We start from the raw sequence: 19,393 nt of genomic DNA, 5'->3' as shown, positions 1-19,393 counted from the left end.
CGCGACGAAGAAGGAAGGTGTCCGGTGACGAATCCCCCTGCGGGACGGTCAACATCCACAGCGGCGGCCCCGCAGTCAGGTGGGCCACCGTCCCCGGTTCACGCGCGGGCCGCCCGCCTGGCCGGGCGCGCCGCCGCCAGCCAGGGGCTGGCGGTGTCAGCCAACCCGTTCGCCGGTGCAGGCGACCCGGCCAAGGCGACGCTGTCGCGGCTGTTCATATTCGGATACTGGTCGGTGGCTTCGCCGCTCGGCGCCGAGAAGAAGGAGGAGGACAGGCGTGTTTGAGGTGCACGGCTACGTCGACGCGGTGCCGTACGCGGTGACCGTGGGCAAGGCCCGGCCGGAAGCGGCCGCCACGCACGGCGTGGTGTCGGGCTCACCGGTCGCCGTCGGGCTGATCGCCGCCCGCGAAGGGGAGACGATCAGCCGGCCGCGCATGATGCCGGTCCTGGTGGACGCCTCCGACGCGGCGAGCGTGCTGGTGGCGTTGCGCGAATGGACGCAGGTGATCAAGGTCGTCGGGGACGCTCCAGGGCCAGCGGACACCTCGGTTCCCCAGCTGGGCGATCAGGTGGAAACCAGCGATGCGATCACCGCATGACAACATTACTAATTATCCTGTATCATTAACACATGCAGGAAGGGGTGGCGGGGTGTCTGTGCGCGAACAGGACCCCCATCCCGCCGCCCCTTCCTGCATTACGACGTCCGACGAGTCGGCGCCGTACAGGGTGTCCCATCGGCCCGAAGCGGGCAACGAGGGAAGGTGCCCTTGAGGCGGGCCGCACCACCGGCCTCCTCCACCGCCCAGGAAGAGAAAACCAGTCCGCTTCCCAGCCGGCGTGCTTCCACGTGAACCGCCGACACCAGCAACTATTCGGGTAACCGACGACGGGAGACCTTTTGCCGCACACCGACGACCTCTACAACGCGCTGCGGGACCAGTGGATCATCGACCACCCGGGCGTCGATCCCGACGACGACCCCGAGTTCCTGCGCACCTGGCGCCGCGCCGAGGGCGCCGACCCCGAGACCGGCGCACCGCTTCCCTGACCCCCAACACCTGTCACACCGGCGAGGGCGGCGACTCCATCACGGAGTCGCCGCCCTCGCCGCATTGACGCCGACGCGACGTAAGCCCGCTGATCGATCACCATCCCCGCGCGAGCGGCCCGCCCGGGTTGCTTCCAGCGACTCGGGGGAGTGTGCGCGTTGGGCCGAATCTCATGGGAACGCTACGGGGTGCGCTTCACCGCCGCCGGCGCCGTCATCGACACCAAGGCCCGCTCCCTGCGGGGGCGCGCCGCCGGCGGCGACTGGCAAGCCCGTGACTGGCAGGGCCGCTGGATCTACATGGGCGGCCGCGTCCAGCTGCGCGGCCGCAACCGCTACGGCGAGGTCGTCGGCGCCGACGAACGCCGCGGCGTCACCGTCGCCTGGGAAGACGGCCACACCAGCACCGTCATGCCGCACCTGCTGCGCGTCGATACCCCCACCCGGCGCACCAGCCGCCCGGGACCGCCCCTGCCGGAGAGCTTGTTCGACCTCGCTGCCCCTACCTCCTCCGCGTCGCGTCGCCCCGCACCGCGCCGCTCCGCCCCGCCGGCGACCACAGCACCCGCCCCTGCCCCGGTACCGGTCCCGGACACCAGGCCGGGCGTGCTCGACCCGGACGCCCGCCCCGACGGCGCCCTGCTGTACCGCACCTCCCCCGCAGGAACCACGCACGCCTGGTCCCGCCTGACCCCCTCCGGAGAGGTCACCTTCTACGTGCGCGGCAGCGACGGCCAAACCCGCCGCTACGACCGCATGGCCGACTGGCAGGAAGCCGCCCAGGCCGCCGCGGCGACCATCCCGGCCCGCCCGCCGCGCGCCCGCCGGCGGCGCACCGCCCCGCCCGCCGGACAAAAGCCCATCCCCGACCTGTTCGGCTCCCCCACCGGAACCCCGGATGGCGACGCCCCTGCCGACCCCGCACCCGCCAGCGCGGGCGCGGCACCGCTGACCGCGGCCAACCTTCAGCCGGGGCAGCGCCTGCACTACGGCAGCCGGTCGTACACCATCGCCGCCGTCGAACACGTCGACCTGCCCTTCCTGGAAGAAGTGATCGCCACCTTCGACAACGGCGACATCCGCGTCTTCCACCCGAGCAGCGACGTCACCGACCTGGTCGACCCCGCTGACCAGACCAAACCAGCCGCCTCTGCCCCGAACACCGCCCCAGACATCACCTCGGTCGCCGACCTCATTCCCAGCAGCGACGACTACGACCAGCGTCACATCGAAAGCAAACTGCGCACCCTCATCGAAGGCCGCACCTTCGGCCCCTACACGGTGAAACTCCAGGACCTGCGGCCCTTCTACGACGAACGCAGCGGCTCAGCAAGCCTCGGGTGGAGCGCCACCATCTTCGACACCGACGGCGTCCGCGTCGGCAACACCTCCCGCACGTGGAACCGCGACGCCGACGGCACCCTGCACGCCTACAACGACCTGCTGACGCTCCGCAGCAGCACCCGCGGCGGAGGCTTCGCTCCCGCCTGGGGCGCCCACCTCGAAAACCTGTACTGGGACGCCGGGTTCGACCGGGTGAGCGTGCACGCCGCCCTCGAAGACGGCGGCTACGTGTGGGCGTCAGCTGGTTTCGACTTCGACAACCCCTACGACGCCTACGACGCCATCCAGCGGCTGCGCGGAGAGTTGCTCCTCGACCGGGTACCGATGGACGACGCCACCCGCGCCGCCGCCGAAGCGCTACTGGAACGCGCCGACCGGCACACCTTCGGCGAACCCGGGTACCCGTCCGCGCGAGAAATCTCCCAGCTGGGCCGCCGCCCCGGGCAGAACATCCGCGACCATGTGTGGCTCGGCTCGTCCGTGATGCGCGGCTCGAACTGGCACGGCACCAAACGCAACCCGTTCCTGACCCCCGCTGCCAAGCCCTCCCCGGCATCCGCCCCTTCCGCTACCGACCGGCCTGTCCCCCACGTCGCAACCGACCTGCAGCCCGGTGACAGCATCACCCGCCGCGACGGCAGCCTCGCCCGCATCACGCACGTCACCGACACCGGCGACGGGCGGCTCACCTTCACCCTGGACGACGGCGGCAGCACCAGCCTGCCGGCCACGGCCGCGGTCGCCGACATCCTCGTCTCCGCCCCGGGCAGCACCCTCGACCCTGCCCGTGCCCCCGGCGACGCCACCGCCGAGCCCGTCGTCCCGGCGGCACGGCAGCGGCCGAGCGGCCGCCGGGACGCGAGCAGGACCCCGTCCACCGTTGCGGAGCCCAGCGACGCCACCCTGACTGTCCCAGAGCCCGAACCCGCCCCGGAGCCCGTCACCTCACCGGTGGCCGCTCGGCCGCGGCCGCGCCGCCGCGGCACCACGCCACCCGCCACCCCCGAGCCTGCCCCGGCACCCGAACCCGCGCCAGCCCGGCCTGCCCGGCCTGCGCGACGGCAAGGCCCACCCGTCGCCACCCTGGCCGTCGGCCAGCACCTCCGCAACGGCCGCTACGGACCCGTGGAAGAAATCGCCGAAATCCGCCCCCAGGGACGCGGCGCCACCGTCATCTTCACCAGCGGCAGCACCCGCGTCCTGCGCGGCCCGCACATCCCGATCTCGTTCGTCGTCCCCGACGACACCCCCCTCACCTCCACACCCGCACCCGTCCCGACGCCTGCACCAGCCGACCCGGGCATCCCCGACCCCGACGCCCGCCCCGACGGCGCCATCGCCTACTTCAACAGCAGTGACGGCCCCGGCGAAGCGTGGGCGCACGACACCGCCGACGGCGTCACCTTCCACGTCCGCGGCCGTGACGGCGTCATCCGCCGCTACGCCACCTCCCGCGAATGGACCACCGCCGGAGGAGCAGCCGGCGCCACCCAAGCCGTACCCGCCCCGAACACCGCCTCCGCGCCCCGCCAGCCCGCCCACATCCCCGACCTGCCGTACGGGCTGCACGCCGGCGACCTCATCCCCTACGACGACGACTACGACGAAGACGACATCAGCGCCCGACTCGAAGATCTCGTCGACGGACGCTCCTTCAACGGCTTCACCGTCCGCATCGACAACGTCGACGCCGGACATTGGGACGGCTACGGCGAAGTCAGGTTCACCGCCCGCATCTACGACGCCGACGGCGCGTACGCCGGCGAAACCGAACGCACCTGGACCCGGGAACGCGACGGCACCCTGCACGCCTACAACAACCTGCTGGAGCTCCACGAAGAAGCCCGCGGCGGCGGCTTCGCCCCCGTGTGGGGCATGTACCTGGAGCAGCTCTACTGGGACTCCGGGTTCGACCACATCAAGGTGCACGCCGCCCTCGCCGACGGCGGCTACGTGTGGGCGTCCGCCGGATTCGACTTCGCCTACCCGCAGTACGCCACCCACGCGCTGGAGCGGCTGCAGGAACTCCTCGACCGCAACACCCCGCCGCTGTCAGCCGCCGACCGGGCCGCCGCGCAAGCACTGCTGCAGCGCGCCCGAACCCACGCCTTCGGCGAACCCGGGTACCCGTCCGCGCGGGAAATCTCCCAGCTGGGCCGCCGCCCCGGCCAGAACCTCCGCGAACACTCCTGGATTGGCTCGCGCGTCATGCGCGGCACCAGCTGGAGAGGCATCAAACGCCGCCCCGCCCGCAGCGAATAACCCCCGCCGCCTCCGGCCTGGCTGATCATGGGGCCGCGACGTTAGCCGCCGAATCGGCCACCATGCGCCGCTGTGGAAGACAGCAGAGTGTGGTGGCCGATCGGTCTGGTGATCGGCGTCCTGATCGCGTTGATGGCGCTGGCTGCGATATGGCCCGACTTCACGATCGAGGACCCCGGCCCGGACGTCGGAGTGGACGCCCCTCTGCTGCAAGCAGCAGCACGTTCGGGGGACTCATGACGCTGTACGCCGCAAACGGCACCCGCCTCACCAAGACGACCGCCCAGGCCAAGAAGACGGCCGTACCCGTCCTCGACCCGATCGTGGAGGTGACGGAGAACCTGTATGAGGGCGTACGGCTGGACGGCACGAACTTCCCCGAAAGCGGCCGAAGGCTGAAGTTCCCCGCCGGGGCCCACATCCGCCAGTCCCAACTGGACGCCTGCTTTCCCGCAGGGACCGTCGCCGCCCTCAGCCCGGCCGCAGGGGCCGCGGCCGGCGGCGACACCGTCACGATCACCGGCACGAACTTCACCCCCGGCACCACCGTCACCTTCGGCGGCACCGCCGCCACCGCGATCATCGTCATCAACGACAAGACGTTGACGTGCAAGACACCAGCGAAGACCGAAGGCGCAGTCGACGTCGTCGTCACCACCGACGCGGGCGCCGTCACCAAGACCGGCGCCTTCACCTACGCATAAGCCGCCCCAGATGACGACGCAGTGGTCCCGGTGGGGGATGCGGTTCGCCGCCTTCCCCACCGGAACGGACACCAAGATCTTCGGGCGTCTGCGCACCCGCGGAAGCCGGGCACCCGGCGGCGCATGGCAGGCCCGCGACTGGCAGGGCCGCTGGATCACCATGGGCGAACGCGTCCAACTGGTCGGCTACGCCCGCACCGGCGTCGTCCAAGGCGGTGACGCGCGCGGGCGCGTCACCGTCCGCTGGGACGACGGCGCCACCACGATCGTGCCCGGCCGATCGCTACGCCCTCAGCACGCCCCCGCACGCCACCAGCCGACGCCCAGCAGGCAGACGCCGCCGGCCGCTCCCGTATGGCGGCCCACCGGCGTCACCCCACCACCACCACCACGACCGGCGGCTCCTGCGGTTGCCCCACCGGTACGCCCACCCCAGCCCCACCAGCCACCATCACGCCTGGACGACCTCATTCCCCGCCACGGCGAACCCAACCCAGACGAAGCCACCCTCAAAGCCGCGCTCGCTCACCTGCTCGAAGGCCGCACCTACGGCAACGGATACACGGTGCGTGTCTACGAAGCCCTCGCCGGCACGCACACCCCGCATAGCGGCGGCGGCCGCTACGTGCGCTTCACCGTCGCGGTCAAAGCACCCGACGGCGGCCCCGCTGGAATCTCCACCCGCAAACTCGTCCGCGAACCCGACGGCACCCTCGTCGCCGACCACGAACTACAGCGGCTCCTGCCTGAGCACCGCGGCAACGGGTTCGGTTCCGCGTGGGGCCACCACATGGAAACCCTGTACCGCGACTCCGGGTTCGACCGCGTCGAACTGTTCGCCGCCGACGACGACGGCGGCTACATGTGGGCGTCCGCCGGTTACGACTTCAACAGCGAATGGAGCGCCACCGCCATCCTCGACGAGCTCGCGGACGAACTCACCCGCCTGGAGCACGCCCGCGACACCTGGCCCGGCCCGCCGGACGATCCGATGCTGCAGCAGATCATCGACGACATCGCCGCCGCCCGCGCCCTCCTGGCCGATGCCGCCGCCGGGTACGGCCAGCCCGGTTTCCCGAGCGCCTACCGCATCAGCCAGGCAGGCCGACGGCCAGGGATGAAGTATCGTCGCGACGAGTGGCTCGGCTCCCGCGTCATGGCCGGATCCGAATGGGAAGGAGTGCTGAAGCTGTGAGCACCGACGAGCAGCGGCGCGCCCTGTCGCGGCTGGTGTTCCAATGGCGAACCGCCCACCCCGACGGGCCCGACGACCCAGGCGACGACCCCGAGTTCCTCCGCCAGGCACGCATCCTGCAAGGCCTCGACCCCGAAACCGGTGCCCGCCTGACCCCGTAGCGGCTATCAGGCAACAACGATGCCTTCCCCGGCGAGGGTTCCCCCGCCCGGCGGAAGCACCGCCTTCGCTGCCCCACCTCCCCCGCCAGCAGGGGCAACAACACCCGATGTCGCCTATGCGACGTAAGCCCGTTTTCTTGCCACTCTTCCGCGCGGTTGACGACGCGGGAGGGGGCCCCGGTGGCGACAGGCTGGATGCAGCAGCTGGAACACAAGGCGGTGACGGCCGCGCCCAGGACGGCAGAGATCGCTGTCGACGGCAGCGGAGACGGCACCGTCGAAGCGCTCGTCGCGGTCACCGGCGTCCTGGACGGCGTCGGAGACATCATCGTCCCGGGCGCGTTCGCTCGCACGCTGGCCGAACGCAAACCGAAAGGGATCTTCTCCCACGACACGAAGATCTGGACGGCTCGCACCGAGGTCGTGGAGGAGTGGCTGCCGGGCGATGCGCGGCTGCCGTCCCACACCAAGGACGGCAAGCCGTGGCCGCGTGAAGCCGGCGCTTTGTACGTGCGCTGCCGTTTCAACCTCAAGTCCGACGATGGCCGCAACGCCTACGAAAACGTCCGGTTCTTCTCCGAGACCGACGAGTGCGAGTGGAGCATCGGCTACCAGGTGCCCGCCGGCAAGGCCCGCCAGGACACCAAGACCGGGATCCGCCGCATCTACGACCTCGACCTGTACGAATACTCGCCGGTGCTGTTCGGCGCGGCGTCGCAGTCAGCGACCCTGTCGGTCAAAACGATCATCTCTGAGCCTGCGCCGGGCGTGGACGTGGCGGCGCTGACGGCCAGCGCCGCCCGCAAGCTCGGCATGACCAGCCGCCGTACCGCTGGCGGCGACACCAAGGACAACAGCCACGGCAACGCCCGGAACCTGGCCGCCTGGTACGTGCGCGGCGAAGGCGCGGCCCGCATCGGCTGGAACACCGAAGGCGCGTTCGGCCGGTGCGTCGCACTCGCCAGCGAGCACATGACGCTCGAGCAGGCCAAGGGGTACTGCGCCGAACGCCACCACGAAGCGACCGGCCGCTGGCCCGGCGCCCGCCACGAGAAGAAAGCCGCCGGAGTCGGCGCCGAATGGGCTGACGTCATCCCCAGCCCGGTGCCGGCGGATGAGGACGGGCCGCGCGCCATGGTGGCGCTGATCGTGCCCTCCCCCGTCGCCGCGCACCTCGCCCAGCCCGACGGCTTGGACGCCACCAGCCTGCACGTGACGCTCGCCTACCTCGGCCAGGGCGTCGATGCCGAGACCATCGCCGCCGCTGAACAAGCCGTCGCTGAGGCGGCCGCGACGATGCCGCCGCTGACCGGCAGCATCGGCGGCCTCGGCATGTTCCCCGACCGCGGCGACGGCATCCCCGTGTGGGCGCCCGTGGACGTGCCCGGCCTGGAGGTCGCCCGGCAGCGCATCATCGACGCCCTGGACGCCACCGGCGTGCCGTACTCCACCGAGCACGGCTACACCCCGCACGTCACCCTCACCTACCTTCAGCCCGGCCAGGAACCGCCCGCGCCGCTTCCCGCAGTCGACGTCACCTTCAGCGCGGTGACCATCGCCATCGAGGACGACCACCGCGACTTCCCCCTCGCCGCCACCGGCGTGGAAGTGAAAGACGCCCGCCTGGATGTGCTGCGCGCCGCCGGGCTGCCGATCCCGCTGGCGTTCGAGGAGGTCCGCGACAAGGTGCGCCTGGCCGTCACCGACTGGATGGCCGCCCGTGGCCAGCGCGGCTGGGTGTGCGTCGACGCCACGTTCGCCGACATGGCGATCATCACCGTCCGCGGCGACGACGCCAGCACCGGACGGGAAGTCGCCTACCAGGTGCCGTACACGGTCACGGCCACCGCCGACGTGGTCATCGACACCCCGATCCCGGTGCAGGTGTCGGCGTACGGGTCCGCGGACCCGATGCTCGCCCTGGCCGCAGTGGAGGACGCCGCCTACACCGTCAAGCACGCCACCCGCGCGTGGGCCGACCGGTACGGCACCGGGTGGGAAACGAAAGCCGGGCGGGTGCTGTCGGACAACAACGCCCGCCGGCTGCGGCAAGCGATGGCGATCCTCGCTGAAGTCCTCACCTCCGCCGGCATCGACCACGAACCGATCCGCGACCCGGAACCGCACAAGCAGCAGGAGATGCCGCCCGAACCGGCTGTCTACCCGGACTCCACCGCGCCGTCCGCGCTGCCGGACGAGCTCAAGCACCTGTCGGCTGAGCAGTGGCGCGCCGGGGAGAAACTGCTCGACTTCGCCGCCGCCCTCACGTGAGCGGCGCTCTGAAAGTCGTGCCGGTCTCCTTCGCCCAGGCCCGCCAGTTCATCGCCGACCACCACCGCCACCACCAGCCGCCGCAAGGCCACAAGTACTCCGTGGGCGTCGCCGACGCTCACGGCCTGGCGGGGGTGGCGACCGTGGGGCGGCCCGTCAACCGGCACCTGGACAACGGCACCACGTTGGAAGTGACACGCGTCGCCACCACCGGTACCGCCAACGCCTGCTCGATGTTGTACGGCGCCGCCTGGCGGGCCGCTCGCGCTCTCGGCTGGCAGCGGCTCATCACCTACACCCAAGCCGGTGAACCCGGCACGTCGCTGCGCGCAGCCGGGTGGCGCAAAGTCGCCGACCGGCCGCCGCGGGCGAGCTGGTCGTGCCCGTCCCGGCCTCGTACCACCAGCGCCCCCCACATGGTGGCGCGCACTCTCTGGGAGGTTCCGTGACATCCACGCCCGTGCTCGCCCCGCCCGCCACCGGGCAGCCGATGACAGCGGTGTCGCTGTTCGCCGGCATCGGAGGGTTCGAGCTGGCTTTGCATGACGCCGGGGTGCGCACCGTCGCCTCCGTGGAGATCGATGCCGCCGCCCGCGGTGTCATCGCCCACCGCTTCCCTGATTCCGCCCTGTTCGACGACGTAAGGACCGTCACTGGTGAACAGCTACTCGCAGCAGGTTTTGATCCCTCCAACGGCATCCTCACCGGAGGATTCCCCTGCCAGGACCTGTCCGTCGCCGGGCTCCGCGCCGGCCTCGACGGCGGACGCTCCGGCCTGTTCTTCGAGATCGTCCGCCTCGCCCGCGAGCTCCAACCCCGCTGGCTTCTGCTCGAAAACGTGCCCGGACTCCTGTCATCGAACCGCGGTCGCGACATGGGGATCGTGGTCCAAGAGCTGGCCGAGCTCGGGTACGGCGTGTCGTGGCGGGTTCTCGATGCGCAGCACTTCGGAGTTCCCCAGCGGCGCCGTCGCGTCTTCATTGTCGGATGTCTTGGAGACCTCGCCAGTGCCGAGCAAGTACTTCTTGAGCCAGACAGCCGCGGTGGGCATCCTGCGCCGCGCCGCGCGACGCGGCAAGAAGCTACCGCCCGCGCTCGAGGTGGCGCTCCGACAGGTAGCCGGGGTTGGGGAACCGCCGCAGCCACACCTGACATTGCCGGACCTCTAGCGGCAAACCAGGGCGGCCACCGCACCGACCTGGACGGATCCGGCGCGTACGTGACGACGATCGGCACGGTGACGCACACGCTGCGGTGCAGCTACCTCATGTCAGCCGAAGACGGCACCGGGCGCGGCACTCCGATCGTCGCCTACGACCCCGACGGGCGCAGCACCCGGCCCGCGACACCCAATGGTGAGACGGTCACCGCCGGGAGGGAAATGCCCGCCGTGGCGTCAGCCACCGCTGCCGCTGAGCACGCGCCGACGCCGGTGGTGACGACGCTCGGCCGCGTCACCCACACCCTCACGTGCGAAGGGCATGACGCCATGGAGGACGGCACCGGGCGCGGCACCCCGATCATCGCCTACGACCTGGCGCAGATCACCAGCCCCGACAACCGGTCCAACCCGGCGCCGGGTGACCCGTGCCCGCCGCTGTGCGCCACCGGCCGGCCGTCGGTCACCGCGATCCCGGTGGCGTTGCGGGGCCGCGCGGGAGAGAACACGCTCGAGCACGGCCAGCCGGGCGACCCGGCGTACGCGCTGCGTGCCGCTGGCGGCGGCTCATCCATGCCGATGGTCGCCACCACCCCCGCGGAAGGCGTGTCGGCGACGGTGACCGCGAAATGGGCCAAGGGCACCGGCGGGCCCGCCGGAGATGAGACGCAGAACCTGCTGCCGGTGGCCGCAGAATCCGACGGCGACGTCGGTGACCTGACCGCCGGTGGGGTGCGGCGGCTCACTCCGCGCGAATGCGAACGCCTCCAGGGCTACCCCGACGACTGGACGATCACGTCCAGGGAGAAGCTGCAGGCCGACTCGCCTCGGTACCGGCAGCTCGGCAACAGCGTCGCCGTCCCCGTCGTGAGGTGGATCAGCTACCGCCTGGCCGCCGCCCACGCCCGCCTGCGGCACTGAGAGCCGCAGGCGCGCCAACCGTACAGGCCGCCTCTGCGCAACGCGCCTGATCGAGTTTCACCGCCTGAGCCCGGCGGGGTCGTCCACCCCATGCGTCAACTCTGGAAGGAACCCGACATGTTCACAGCAGCATCGGCACCCGGCGCCCGCCGTGCCACCCCAGCAAGGACCGTGCGCTGGCGGCTGCCGCGCGCCGTCACCGCCATCGCCGCGGCCGTCACTGTGACGCTTCTGAGCGGCCTGGCCGCCGCCCCGTCCTCAGCGGCGACCGCGTCAGCGGCGGGCCGCGACGTCACCGTCCACAAGGACATCGCGTACGCGCCCGCGCAGCTCGCCGGCAGCCGCGGCCACCTGCTGGACCTGTACGTGCCGGAGCAGCGCGGCAGGGCGCGCCGCCCTGTGCTCATCGTGACCGGCGGCAGCGCCTGGCGCCGTGACAACGGCAAGGACTTCGCCGCTCAGATCGCCCCGCATTTCACCGCGGCGGGCTACGTGGTGGCGGGAGTGTCCGTCCGCTCCACCTCCCAGGCCCAGTTCCCCGCTCAGCTGCATGACGCCAAGGCGGCCGTCAGGTGGCTGCGCGCGCACGCGGCCCGGTACCGCATCGACCCCCACCGCTTCGCCATGATGGGCGACTCCTCTGGCGGGTGGGCCACGACGATGGTCGCCGTCACCGGTGACGTGCCCGCTCTGGAAGGCGCCGTGGGCGTCACCGGCGTGTCCAGCAAGGTGCAGGCGGCCGTCAATCTGTACGGGCCGACGAACTTCCTGAGGATGGACCGCCACATGCTGCCCGGCGCGTGCGCGGCGTTCAACAAGATGATGGGCACCACCGACTGCCACAACGACGAGGGCTCACCCGAGTCGCAGCTCGTCGGTTGCGCCATCAAGACGTGCCCGGAGAAGGTTCGCGAAGCCAACCCGATCACGTACGTCTCCCGTAACGACCCGCCGTTCCTCATCGCGCACGGCCAGGACGACCAGCTCGTCCCGCACAACCAGAGCCAGGCGCTGTACTGGGCGCTGAAGCGGGCGTGTGCGACGGCCACGTTCTACTCGGTTCCCGGCGTCGGCCACTCCACCGGCATCCTGTCGCCGGACGTCACCAGGCCGCAGGTGACCTCGACGTCCCGATGCCGGAACACGCCGGTCCCGTATCGGGCGAGCCGGCCGACGCTGCGCACCATCCAGTCGTTCCTGGAGGCCAGCTGGAGCCGCGCCCGGCACTGACCGCGCACGCCCCGCCCGGCGGGCGGTTCTCCCCCGCCGGGCGTGAGGTGCTGCCTCACTCGTACAGTTCGCGCATCGTGCGGTCGTAGTCAGCGTGCGGTTCCAGACCGACGCTGGCGCGTCGTTCGTCGAGATGCTCAGGGTCTTCAACCGGTTGCGGCCCAAGCACGCCCTCGCGAACCCCGTACTGGGTGCCGTACAACTGCGGGCGTCCTTCGGCGACGTGGACACGGTCGATCAGATACGCCAGGTGAGACGGCTGAGCGTGCCCGGCCTCAACCGCAGCGTGCAGCAAGGGAAGGCAGCTGCGTTGAAAGTCTGGATCCAGGTCGGCGTGCTGGACCAGCAGCCACGCGGCCTGGGCGGCGCGCTCACCGACCATGTCGGCGCCCGGCCAGCCGCGTTCGGCGATCACGCTCTTGAGGAACGCGGTGTTGTCGATATCAACGGTGCGCCACTCCTCCAAGAGCTCCGCCGGCCATGCGCTGCCCGGCGGGGCCGCGGTCCGCACGGCCTGGTCGCGGTCCATGCGGCGCAGCAACTCGTCGCGAAGCCCGGCGTCCGCCGCAGGAGGTCCGTCTGGTACGGGCTCAGCTTCCATGAACGCATCACATCACCAGCAGGTGGGCGTAGCCACTCATCCCGCGGCCCGCCCAGCTGGCGGGGAGATCGCCAGCAGTGCGCAGCACCAGAGCGTGCGAAGCACCCGCCGCTCCTCGCCGCGAACCGTGCGCGCGGCCTCCGCTGGCGCCAACACCCGCTCGTGAACTGCGGAAACCGTCAACGGGCTGACCAGCGCGACGCGACCTAAGCGCCACCAACGCCTACATGCCACCCCAGATCTGGAGGCTGTCCCGGTGCTGACCGGGCGGACGGATCGCCATCCGCAACGCACGTCAGCACGGGGGGTACGGCAGATGACTGCCACCGCATCCAAGGCGCACCTGAAGGACCTGGAGGCTCGACTCCAGACCAAGGCGGCCGACATCGAGCGCATCCGCGACAGCATCACCGACGAGACCGGCCGCGGCCACCTGGTCATGACCAAGGAGCAGCACGCCGACTACCTCAAGGCCGTCGACTCCGCCACCGAGATCCAGGCGCTCATCATCGCGGAGAAGAAGGCCCTCGGCATCGCCGAGTACCTGGAGGCGCCGTCCACCAGCCCGGTCGCCGGCCACCTGGCCGCCGCGAGCGGCCGCGGCAACGCGAGCCGGTCTTTCGCTCAGGCGTGGCTGGAGTCGCCGGAGTTCCTGCAGATGAAGTCCAGCGGCTTCCGTGAGATCCGCGGCATCACGACCTTCGAGCAGGGCCTGTACTCCTTCGAGACGAAGGACATCTTCTCCCTGTCGGCCGGCACCGTCACCCACCCGGGTTTCGGTATGCCTGAGCACGTCGGCCTCACCGAGCGGGTCCGCCGCCCCAGCCGGGTGCGTGACCTGTTCCCGGCCGAAAGCACGCAGGCCAACGTGCTGTACGGCGTCCGCCAGGTCGGGTTCGTGAACAACGCGGGCTTCATTCCGGAGAGGACCGCGGCCGGCGGCGGCGCCGCCACCGGCGGCCCTACCGACATCTGGGGCAAGTCGCCGCGATCCGGCTTCACTTACGAGTCCTACACCGCGCCCATCGCGGAGATCGGCCACCACGAGGTCGTCCACAAGAACACCCTCGCCGATGAGAGCAGGCTGCGCGGCATCCTCGAGCGTGACCTGATCGACGGGGTCAAGCTGAAGGAAGACGAAGCGATTCTCTTCGGCAACGGCGCCGGGGAGAGCATCCTCGGCATCACCCAGACGCCGGGTGTGCAGATGTACACCGGTCTGGCCAGCGACAAGCGGACGGCGCAGATCCGCCGGGCGATGACGCTGGCGATCCTGTCGTACTACGACCCCAACGGCATCATCCTGCACCCGCTGGACTTCGAGGGCGTCGAGCTGGAGGAGGACAAGCAGGGCGCGTTCCGTGTCGCGGTGTCCGTGGCGATCGGCGCCGAGAAGCGTGTGTGGCGCCTGAACGTCATCGACACCCCGGCGATGCAGTCGGGCAAGTTCCTGCTCGGCAGCTTCGGGCAGGGCGCCAAGCTCTACGACCGGGAGACCGTGGTCGTGCAGGCCTCCACGGAAACGGGCAACAGCTTCCTCGAGGGAACCGTGGTGATCAAGGCGAGCGAGCGGGTCGGCCTCGCAGTGGACCGCCCCGAGTCATTCGTGTATGGCTCTTTCACTCCTTACACCGGTGCCTGATCGGCGGTGATGCGGCCGCGCGTGAACCGGAGGAAGGGCGTCTCCTTTCCTGGTTCACGCGCGGTCGCGTGATGCGACCGCGCGTCTCGGTCGCGCACACGTGGGGAGCCGGTGATGGCTAAACGCAGCAACTCCTTCAACGGCGGCACCAGCGGCGCCGCCATCACGCTGGACAACTCCGGTGGGGCGTCCGGTGACGCGCTCGACACCTACAGCGAAGGAACCGCGCCGGTCTTCTCCGCGGTGCGTTCCTACTCGGGGAGCCTGTCGGCCTACTGCGCTGACGAGTACACCTCCATGAAGTGGTCATTCACCGGCGGCACCACCATCTACACCCGCCAGCACCTGTACCTGACGGCCTACCCGGGCGACTCGGAGCTCTTCTCCATCGGCACCGCCTCCAACACGGTACGCGGCCTGCGGTTGAGCAGCAGCGGCCAGCTGTCGCTGTGGAACTACCTCACCTCCTTCACACCCGTCGTCACCCTGACGTCCGCCGTGGTGCCGCTCAACCGGTGGGTGCGAGTCGAGACCCGCACTGGCATCAACGTCGCCAGCCCCGCTCATGAGATTCGGCTCGCGCTCAATCCGGCGCTTGCCGATTACCAGTCGGCCAGCGCCACCGGCACGCAGACCACGCAAACACCCACCAGTTACTCCTTCATGCCACCCGCCTTGTCCTGGTGCGACGACCTGTCCGTCTCCGACGAAGGCTGGATCGGCATGCTGGCGGTCGCGAACGAGCCCCGGCCCGCCGTGCTGACTGCCGCCGCCGTCCAGCGCTCCACCTGCTGGTAGGGGCCTGTCCTACCGGATTGCGGCCCGATGCGACGTTAGCCCCCGACACGGCCATCCTCCGCGGCATGACTTCCGCACCTGACACACCCGCGGCGCCGCCGGCCGATGTTCCCGACCGGGAGCAGACGCCGGCCCACACGCATTCGGCGCGCTGCCGCTGCAAGAAGACCACAGCCCCGGCGCCACCCGATCGGTACGTGTACACCGCCACCGTGGCCAAGGTCGTCGACGCCGACACCGTGGACCTGGTCGTCGACGTCGGCTTCGGCATCTCCCACACGATCCGTGCACGCCTGGCCGGCGTGTACGCTCCCGAGCTCGGCACCGCCGGGGGGGAGGCGGCCCGCGAGTTCACCGCGGCGTGGCTCGACCAGCACGGCCCGCAGTTCTGGGTGCGGACGTTCCGCGACCGCAAGGAACGGTACGGCCGGTACCTGGTGACGATCACCACGGCGACTGACCCGGACGGGCTCGGTGCCGCGCTGGTCGCCGCCGGACACGCGAGCACCGCATGAGGGCCGCCAGCAGACAGCGGCGGGCGGACACGTGGTCGTCGGTACGGCTGGCCGTGGCGGTCACGGTTGCGCTGATGGTCGGGCTCGCCGCTCTCCCCCCGCACCCGTCCGCCCGGTCCGCCACCCGCAGTGCGGCAGCGCCCGTCGAGGTGGCCTACGGCCGTGACCCGGCTCAACGCATGGATGTCACCGCCGGCCGCGGCGTCAAGCCGGGTGTCTTCATCGTGCACGGCGGCTGGTGGTCCGGCGGAGACAAGAGCGACCTGCGGTCGGGCGCCGCGACGTTCGCCGCCGCTGGATACGCCGTCTTCAACGTCAACTACCGCCTGACCGGGGTGGCGCACTGGCCCGCGCAACGCGACGACGTCGCCGCGGCGATCACCTACGCCCGCGCTCACGCGGCCAGCTACGGGTTCGACCCCTCCCGCTGGCTGCTGGTCGGTTTCTCCGCCGGCGGGCACCTGGCGGCCTCCATCGGCTCCTGGCCGGAGCGCCCGCCGGGGCTGCGGGGCGTCGTGGGGATGTCGCCGCCGGTCTCCCCCACCGCCGCCTACACCGCCGGTGCCCAGGCGGGCGCCTCCGACCTGGTGCGCAAACTGCGGACCTCAGCGGTGGCGCTGGCCGGATGCCAGCCGACGACGGCGACGTGCAAGGCCCAGTGGCGCAGCATGGAAGCCGCCGCAGGGGTGGGGCCGCGTTCGGCGGCGCTGCTGGCGTTCCACTCCCGCGACGAGTTCGTTCCTCCCGCTCCCACGCAGGAGCTGGCCGCGCGGCTGCGCGAGGCGGGCGTGACCGCGGTGGTGCGGGTGCTGGCCGGGTCGGGGCACAGCACGGCCCTGTGGAAGATGCCCGCTGTGTCGCAGGAAGTGCTGAAGTGGGCGGACACGCGGCTGGTGGCCAAGTGCCCTCCGCCGTGACGGATTCCGGCCGCGTCGCCCTGCCGGAGCTGGCAGCTTCGGCAGGGCGACGCGGCGTCCCAGTGCCGCGGCCCGCATGCCCGAGCCGGGGGACGGTGCCGGATGTCGGCGCCGTGGTGTAGCGTGCCGGTACGGCTAGCGCAAAGCCTGCTCTGAGCCCTCCCGCCCACGCTGGGAGCATGCGCCGACGAGCGAAGGCCCCCTGGATCGCGACGTCAGCTCACTGCGGTTCCCCACCTGCGGGCTGCTTTGTGCGTGGGACGACAGCCCCGGAAGAGACGTCACGGTGACTCAAGACGCCGCGAAGAAGAAGCACGTCCGCGCCTACGCCGCTGAGCACGGCCTCAGCTACCAGCAGGCACTGCAGCGGCTCAGCTCCGACGGAAGCCTCCGAGGGGTGAACGCCACCGAGTCGGCGGCGGGATGCATGGGCGATCACGACATGCTCGTCTGCCCGTGCGAGGGCTGCGAGCCGGAGAAGTTCACCCAGTGGCTCCACGAGCGCGCGCCGCTGCTGGCCGCGGCCCGCGAGGCCGGCGACACGACCGTGTTCGACATGTCACGGGAACAGGTAGACGACCTGGTGGAGCAGATGCCCGAGTTCGGACAGCTGGGGGCGGCGCTGTCGGGTCCGGCCCAGAAGCGTCTCCGCTACGAGTGGGAACTGGCGCGAGACGGTGAGTGGCCTGATGCGTGGGAGTTCGCCATGCGGGTGCGTGAGCGCTGGCAGGACCTGGTGCTGCCGCTGGAGCGCGACACGGTGCGCGCCGTCATCGCCGACATGGTCCACGGGAGCGAATACCCGCTGGCCGCGCAGATGGAAAGCGGCTACGAGGTCGACCTCGACTTCAACGAGCCCGCCGACCCCGACGTCCTCCTGGACGAGGCCGATGAGCTGGCCGCCCTGGCCGCGAACCTGAAGGCGTTGGAACAGATGATCCGCGGCCACCTTCAGGGCGGCACCCAGAGCGCCGCTGATGCCTTGACGTGAGGCCACCGGTGATCTTCCTGGACGGCGCGGCTGGTAGCGTCCTGGCATGACCAGCGCCACCACCGAAGAACACACGTGGGTTGTCCCCGCGGAACTGCCGCTCGCGTCCAGTGAGGAGGCCAGGAAGATGCTGGCCGGCGGTGTGGAGATCCCCGCGGGAACCGAGGTCGCCGTGGCCGGGGACCCCTACTGCCTCAAGTGCCGGCGGCCGTTCCCCGAAGCGTACGGAAGTGTCTGCCCCGGCGAGCCCGCCCCCTGACGAATGCCCCGCCACGGCGGGGCATTTTCGCAGGTGAGAGCGTCGTAAGACGTTAACGTCGAAGTCGTGTACGGTCCACCGCCGTGACGACCCCCAAGGCACAGAACACCAAGTCCAAGACCGGCAAGCCGTCCCCGGCGTGGAGCCCTGCCAAGGCGATCAAGCTGCGGGCGAAGGGGTGGACGTATGCGGCGATCAGCCGCCACTTCAACGTCTCGGTGACCGTGGTTCGCAACGCGGTCGACCCGATGCCACCCCGGCCGGCCGACCGCGGCCCGTTCGACGTCGAGGCCGCGGCCGAGTCGTACAGGTCCGGGAAGACGCTTCGGCAGATCAGCATCGACACCGGGTACTCGCGGCAGTACGTGCACACGCATCTGAAGGCGGCCGGTGTGCAGATGCGGCCCATGACGGCGCCGCGCGCTTCCCGGGTCAGCGACGCCAAACGGGAGGCGATTCTGGCCGGGTGGGAGGCCGGCCAGACGCAGGAGCGGATCGCGACCGAGGTGGGCGCCAGCACCGAAACCATTCGCAAGGTGCTGGTCGCGGCAGGCATCGACCCGGCGTCGCGGCGCCACCGCATCGACCGGGAGCGGGCCCGTGAGCTTCGCCTGCAGGGGTGGACGCTGCCGCAGATCGCCGCCGAGGTGGGCACCTCGCCGCAGTACGTGTGGCATCTGACGAACGACCTGGAGGGCATCCCCGACTGGCGGGACCGCAGCCGCATCTCCGAACGGGAGGTCGTGGCGATGTACGAGGGCGGGGCGACGATCGCGCAGATCGCTGACCACTTCAAGGTGGGGCGGTACGCGGTGCGTGCCGCGCTGGAGAACACCAGCGTCCGGTTGCGGGTGGGTGGACCGCGGCGCGTGCGGCTGGATATGGACAGAGTGCGGCGCCTGCGCGCCGAAGGCCTCAGCGTCCAGAAGATCGCCGAGCAGATGGGGTGCAGTCACGCGACGGTGTCCAAGCGGCTGCGCGGTATGGTGCCGAACCCGGAGCGGCCGCATCAGGTGCAGTTCGTGAGCCTGGCGACGGAACGAGCTGTCACCCGGGCGTGGAACTCCGGTAAGACGATCTCCTGGATCCGGCGGGAGCTGCACGTGTCGTACTGGACGGTGATGCGGGTGGTGCGGAAGCTAGGCGATGACCCGACGCGGGCGTTGCGCCGCCCGCGGGGGCCGCGGCCGCAGGCGCGGCAACTGGATCGTCAGCGGATGGTACGGCTGCGGGCGGCGGGCTGGACATTGGGAGCGATCGCGCGTGATCAAGGCACGACGGCGGCGTATGCGTCGCAGGTGCTGCGGCAGGAGCAGTGGCGTGCCCAGGTGGCCGGGGTGGCGGAGGCTGCGGTGGCGAGCTGAGGCGCA

The 19,393-nt window shown here is 70.9% G+C and carries 20 protein-coding genes; 19 read left to right on the top strand and 1 reads right to left on the bottom strand.

What is annotated here, in order from left to right; genetic code table 11:
- Nucleotides 1-153: 153 nt before the first annotated feature.
- The 12 genes from HS045_RS35680 (at nt 154) to HS045_RS31980 (ending at nt 12,300) form a co-directional block, all read left to right on the top strand.
- Complete coding sequence (locus HS045_RS35680) at nt 154-285, top strand: hypothetical protein (RefSeq protein WP_255531993.1); 132 nt, start codon at nt 154-156, stop codon at nt 283-285.
- On the top strand, nt 278-601 hold the full coding sequence (locus HS045_RS32030; RefSeq protein ID WP_196455363.1) for a hypothetical protein: 324 nt from the start codon (nt 278-280) through the stop codon (nt 599-601). The genes HS045_RS35680 and HS045_RS32030 overlap by 8 nt, the downstream gene beginning before the upstream one ends.
- 302 nt (nt 602-903) lie before the next feature.
- Entirely contained in the window at nt 904-1,053 is a 150-nt protein-coding gene (locus tag HS045_RS32025) for a hypothetical protein (protein WP_196455362.1), read from the top strand.
- A 159-nt stretch (nt 1,054-1,212) separates the two neighbouring features.
- A complete protein-coding gene (locus HS045_RS32020) occupies nt 1,213-4,659 on the top strand; it encodes a hypothetical protein (RefSeq protein ID WP_196455361.1) in 3,447 nt (1,148 codons plus the stop codon).
- A 72-nt stretch (nt 4,660-4,731) separates the two neighbouring features.
- A complete protein-coding gene (locus HS045_RS32015) occupies nt 4,732-4,899 on the top strand; it encodes a hypothetical protein (RefSeq protein WP_196455360.1) in 168 nt (55 codons plus the stop codon).
- Complete coding sequence (locus HS045_RS32010; RefSeq protein ID WP_196455359.1) at nt 4,896-5,363, top strand: IPT/TIG domain-containing protein; 468 nt, start codon at nt 4,896-4,898, stop codon at nt 5,361-5,363. The genes HS045_RS32015 and HS045_RS32010 overlap by 4 nt, the downstream gene beginning before the upstream one ends.
- 10 nt (nt 5,364-5,373) lie before the next feature.
- Complete coding sequence (locus HS045_RS32005) at nt 5,374-6,558, top strand: hypothetical protein (protein WP_196455358.1); 1,185 nt, start codon at nt 5,374-5,376, stop codon at nt 6,556-6,558.
- Nucleotides 6,555-6,719 (top strand): hypothetical protein, encoded by a 165-nt coding sequence (locus tag HS045_RS32000; protein WP_196455357.1) that lies wholly within the window; start codon nt 6,555-6,557, stop codon nt 6,717-6,719. Before HS045_RS32005 ends, HS045_RS32000 begins: the two co-directional genes overlap by 4 nt.
- A gap of 180 nt (nt 6,720-6,899) precedes the next feature.
- Nucleotides 6,900-8,990: a 2'-5' RNA ligase family protein gene (locus HS045_RS36340; protein ID WP_196455356.1), complete on the top strand. Its 2,091-nt coding sequence runs from the start codon at nt 6,900-6,902 to the stop codon at nt 8,988-8,990.
- On the top strand, nt 8,987-9,439 hold the full coding sequence (locus HS045_RS31990) for an XF1762 family protein (protein ID WP_196455355.1): 453 nt from the start codon (nt 8,987-8,989) through the stop codon (nt 9,437-9,439). Before HS045_RS36340 ends, HS045_RS31990 begins: the two co-directional genes overlap by 4 nt.
- The gene (gene dcm / locus HS045_RS31985) at nt 9,436-11,070 is read left to right on the top strand and encodes a DNA (cytosine-5-)-methyltransferase (RefSeq protein ID WP_196455354.1); all 1,635 of its coding nucleotides are present in this window, start codon (nt 9,436-9,438) and stop codon (nt 11,068-11,070) included. The genes HS045_RS31990 and dcm overlap by 4 nt, the downstream gene beginning before the upstream one ends.
- Before the next feature lie 117 nt (nt 11,071-11,187).
- The gene (locus HS045_RS31980; RefSeq protein WP_196455353.1) at nt 11,188-12,300 is read left to right on the top strand and encodes an alpha/beta hydrolase; all 1,113 of its coding nucleotides are present in this window, start codon (nt 11,188-11,190) and stop codon (nt 12,298-12,300) included.
- A 55-nt stretch (nt 12,301-12,355) separates the two neighbouring features.
- Here HS045_RS31980 and HS045_RS31975 read toward each other — a convergent pair whose 3' ends face one another.
- Nucleotides 12,356-12,901 (bottom strand): DUF6624 domain-containing protein, encoded by a 546-nt coding sequence (locus HS045_RS31975; RefSeq protein WP_196455352.1) that lies wholly within the window; start codon nt 12,899-12,901, stop codon nt 12,356-12,358.
- Nucleotides 12,902-13,217: 316 nt separating this feature from the next.
- Between HS045_RS31975 and HS045_RS31970 the strand changes: the two genes are divergently transcribed.
- From HS045_RS31970 to HS045_RS36335, 7 genes are all read left to right on the top strand, one after another.
- Nucleotides 13,218-14,543 carry a phage major capsid protein gene (locus tag HS045_RS31970; protein WP_196455351.1) on the top strand — a complete coding sequence of 442 codons (1,326 nt, stop codon included), beginning with the start codon at nt 13,218-13,220 and terminating at the stop codon, nt 14,541-14,543.
- A 114-nt stretch (nt 14,544-14,657) separates the two neighbouring features.
- On the top strand, nt 14,658-15,341 hold the full coding sequence (locus HS045_RS31965) for a hypothetical protein (protein WP_196455350.1): 684 nt from the start codon (nt 14,658-14,660) through the stop codon (nt 15,339-15,341).
- Nucleotides 15,342-15,538: 197 nt separating this feature from the next.
- The gene (locus HS045_RS31960; protein ID WP_196455349.1) at nt 15,539-15,856 is read left to right on the top strand and encodes a thermonuclease family protein; all 318 of its coding nucleotides are present in this window, start codon (nt 15,539-15,541) and stop codon (nt 15,854-15,856) included.
- Entirely contained in the window at nt 15,853-16,773 is a 921-nt protein-coding gene (locus tag HS045_RS31955; RefSeq protein ID WP_196455348.1) for an alpha/beta hydrolase, read from the top strand. Before HS045_RS31960 ends, HS045_RS31955 begins: the two co-directional genes overlap by 4 nt.
- 286 nt (nt 16,774-17,059) lie before the next feature.
- Entirely contained in the window at nt 17,060-17,764 is a 705-nt protein-coding gene (locus HS045_RS31950; protein ID WP_196455347.1) for a hypothetical protein, read from the top strand.
- A 46-nt stretch (nt 17,765-17,810) separates the two neighbouring features.
- A complete protein-coding gene (locus HS045_RS31945) occupies nt 17,811-18,023 on the top strand; it encodes a hypothetical protein (protein WP_196455346.1) in 213 nt (70 codons plus the stop codon).
- 83 nt (nt 18,024-18,106) lie between these two features.
- Complete coding sequence (locus tag HS045_RS36335; RefSeq protein ID WP_196455345.1) at nt 18,107-19,387, top strand: helix-turn-helix domain-containing protein; 1,281 nt, start codon at nt 18,107-18,109, stop codon at nt 19,385-19,387.
- Nucleotides 19,388-19,393 lie beyond the last annotated feature (6 nt).

The organism is Planomonospora sp. ID82291 (genome assembly GCF_015711645.1).
Taxonomy (GTDB): Bacteria; Actinomycetota; Actinomycetes; order Streptosporangiales; family Streptosporangiaceae; genus Planomonospora.
This window is presented reverse-complemented; position numbering and strand designations above follow the sequence as displayed.

Bases quoted from the DNA above. Each gene is read 5' to 3' on its own strand.
- HS045_RS32010 (WP_196455359.1), top strand. From the start codon at position 4,896: ATGACGCTGTACGCCGCAAACGGCACCCGCCTCACCAAGACGACCGCC.
- HS045_RS32005 (WP_196455358.1), top strand. From the start codon at position 5,374: ATGACGACGCAGTGGTCCCGGTGGGGGATGCGGTTCGCCGCCTTCCCC.
- HS045_RS31980 (WP_196455353.1), top strand. From the start codon at position 11,188: ATGTTCACAGCAGCATCGGCACCCGGCGCCCGCCGTGCCACCCCAGCA.
- HS045_RS31975 (WP_196455352.1), bottom strand. From the start codon at position 12,901: ATGGAAGCTGAGCCCGTACCAGACGGACCTCCTGCGGCGGACGCCGGG.
- HS045_RS31970 (WP_196455351.1), top strand. From the start codon at position 13,218: ATGACTGCCACCGCATCCAAGGCGCACCTGAAGGACCTGGAGGCTCGA.
- HS045_RS31965 (WP_196455350.1), top strand. From the start codon at position 14,658: ATGGCTAAACGCAGCAACTCCTTCAACGGCGGCACCAGCGGCGCCGCC.
- HS045_RS31955 (WP_196455348.1), top strand. From the start codon at position 15,853: ATGAGGGCCGCCAGCAGACAGCGGCGGGCGGACACGTGGTCGTCGGTA.
- HS045_RS31945 (WP_196455346.1), top strand. From the start codon at position 17,811: ATGACCAGCGCCACCACCGAAGAACACACGTGGGTTGTCCCCGCGGAA.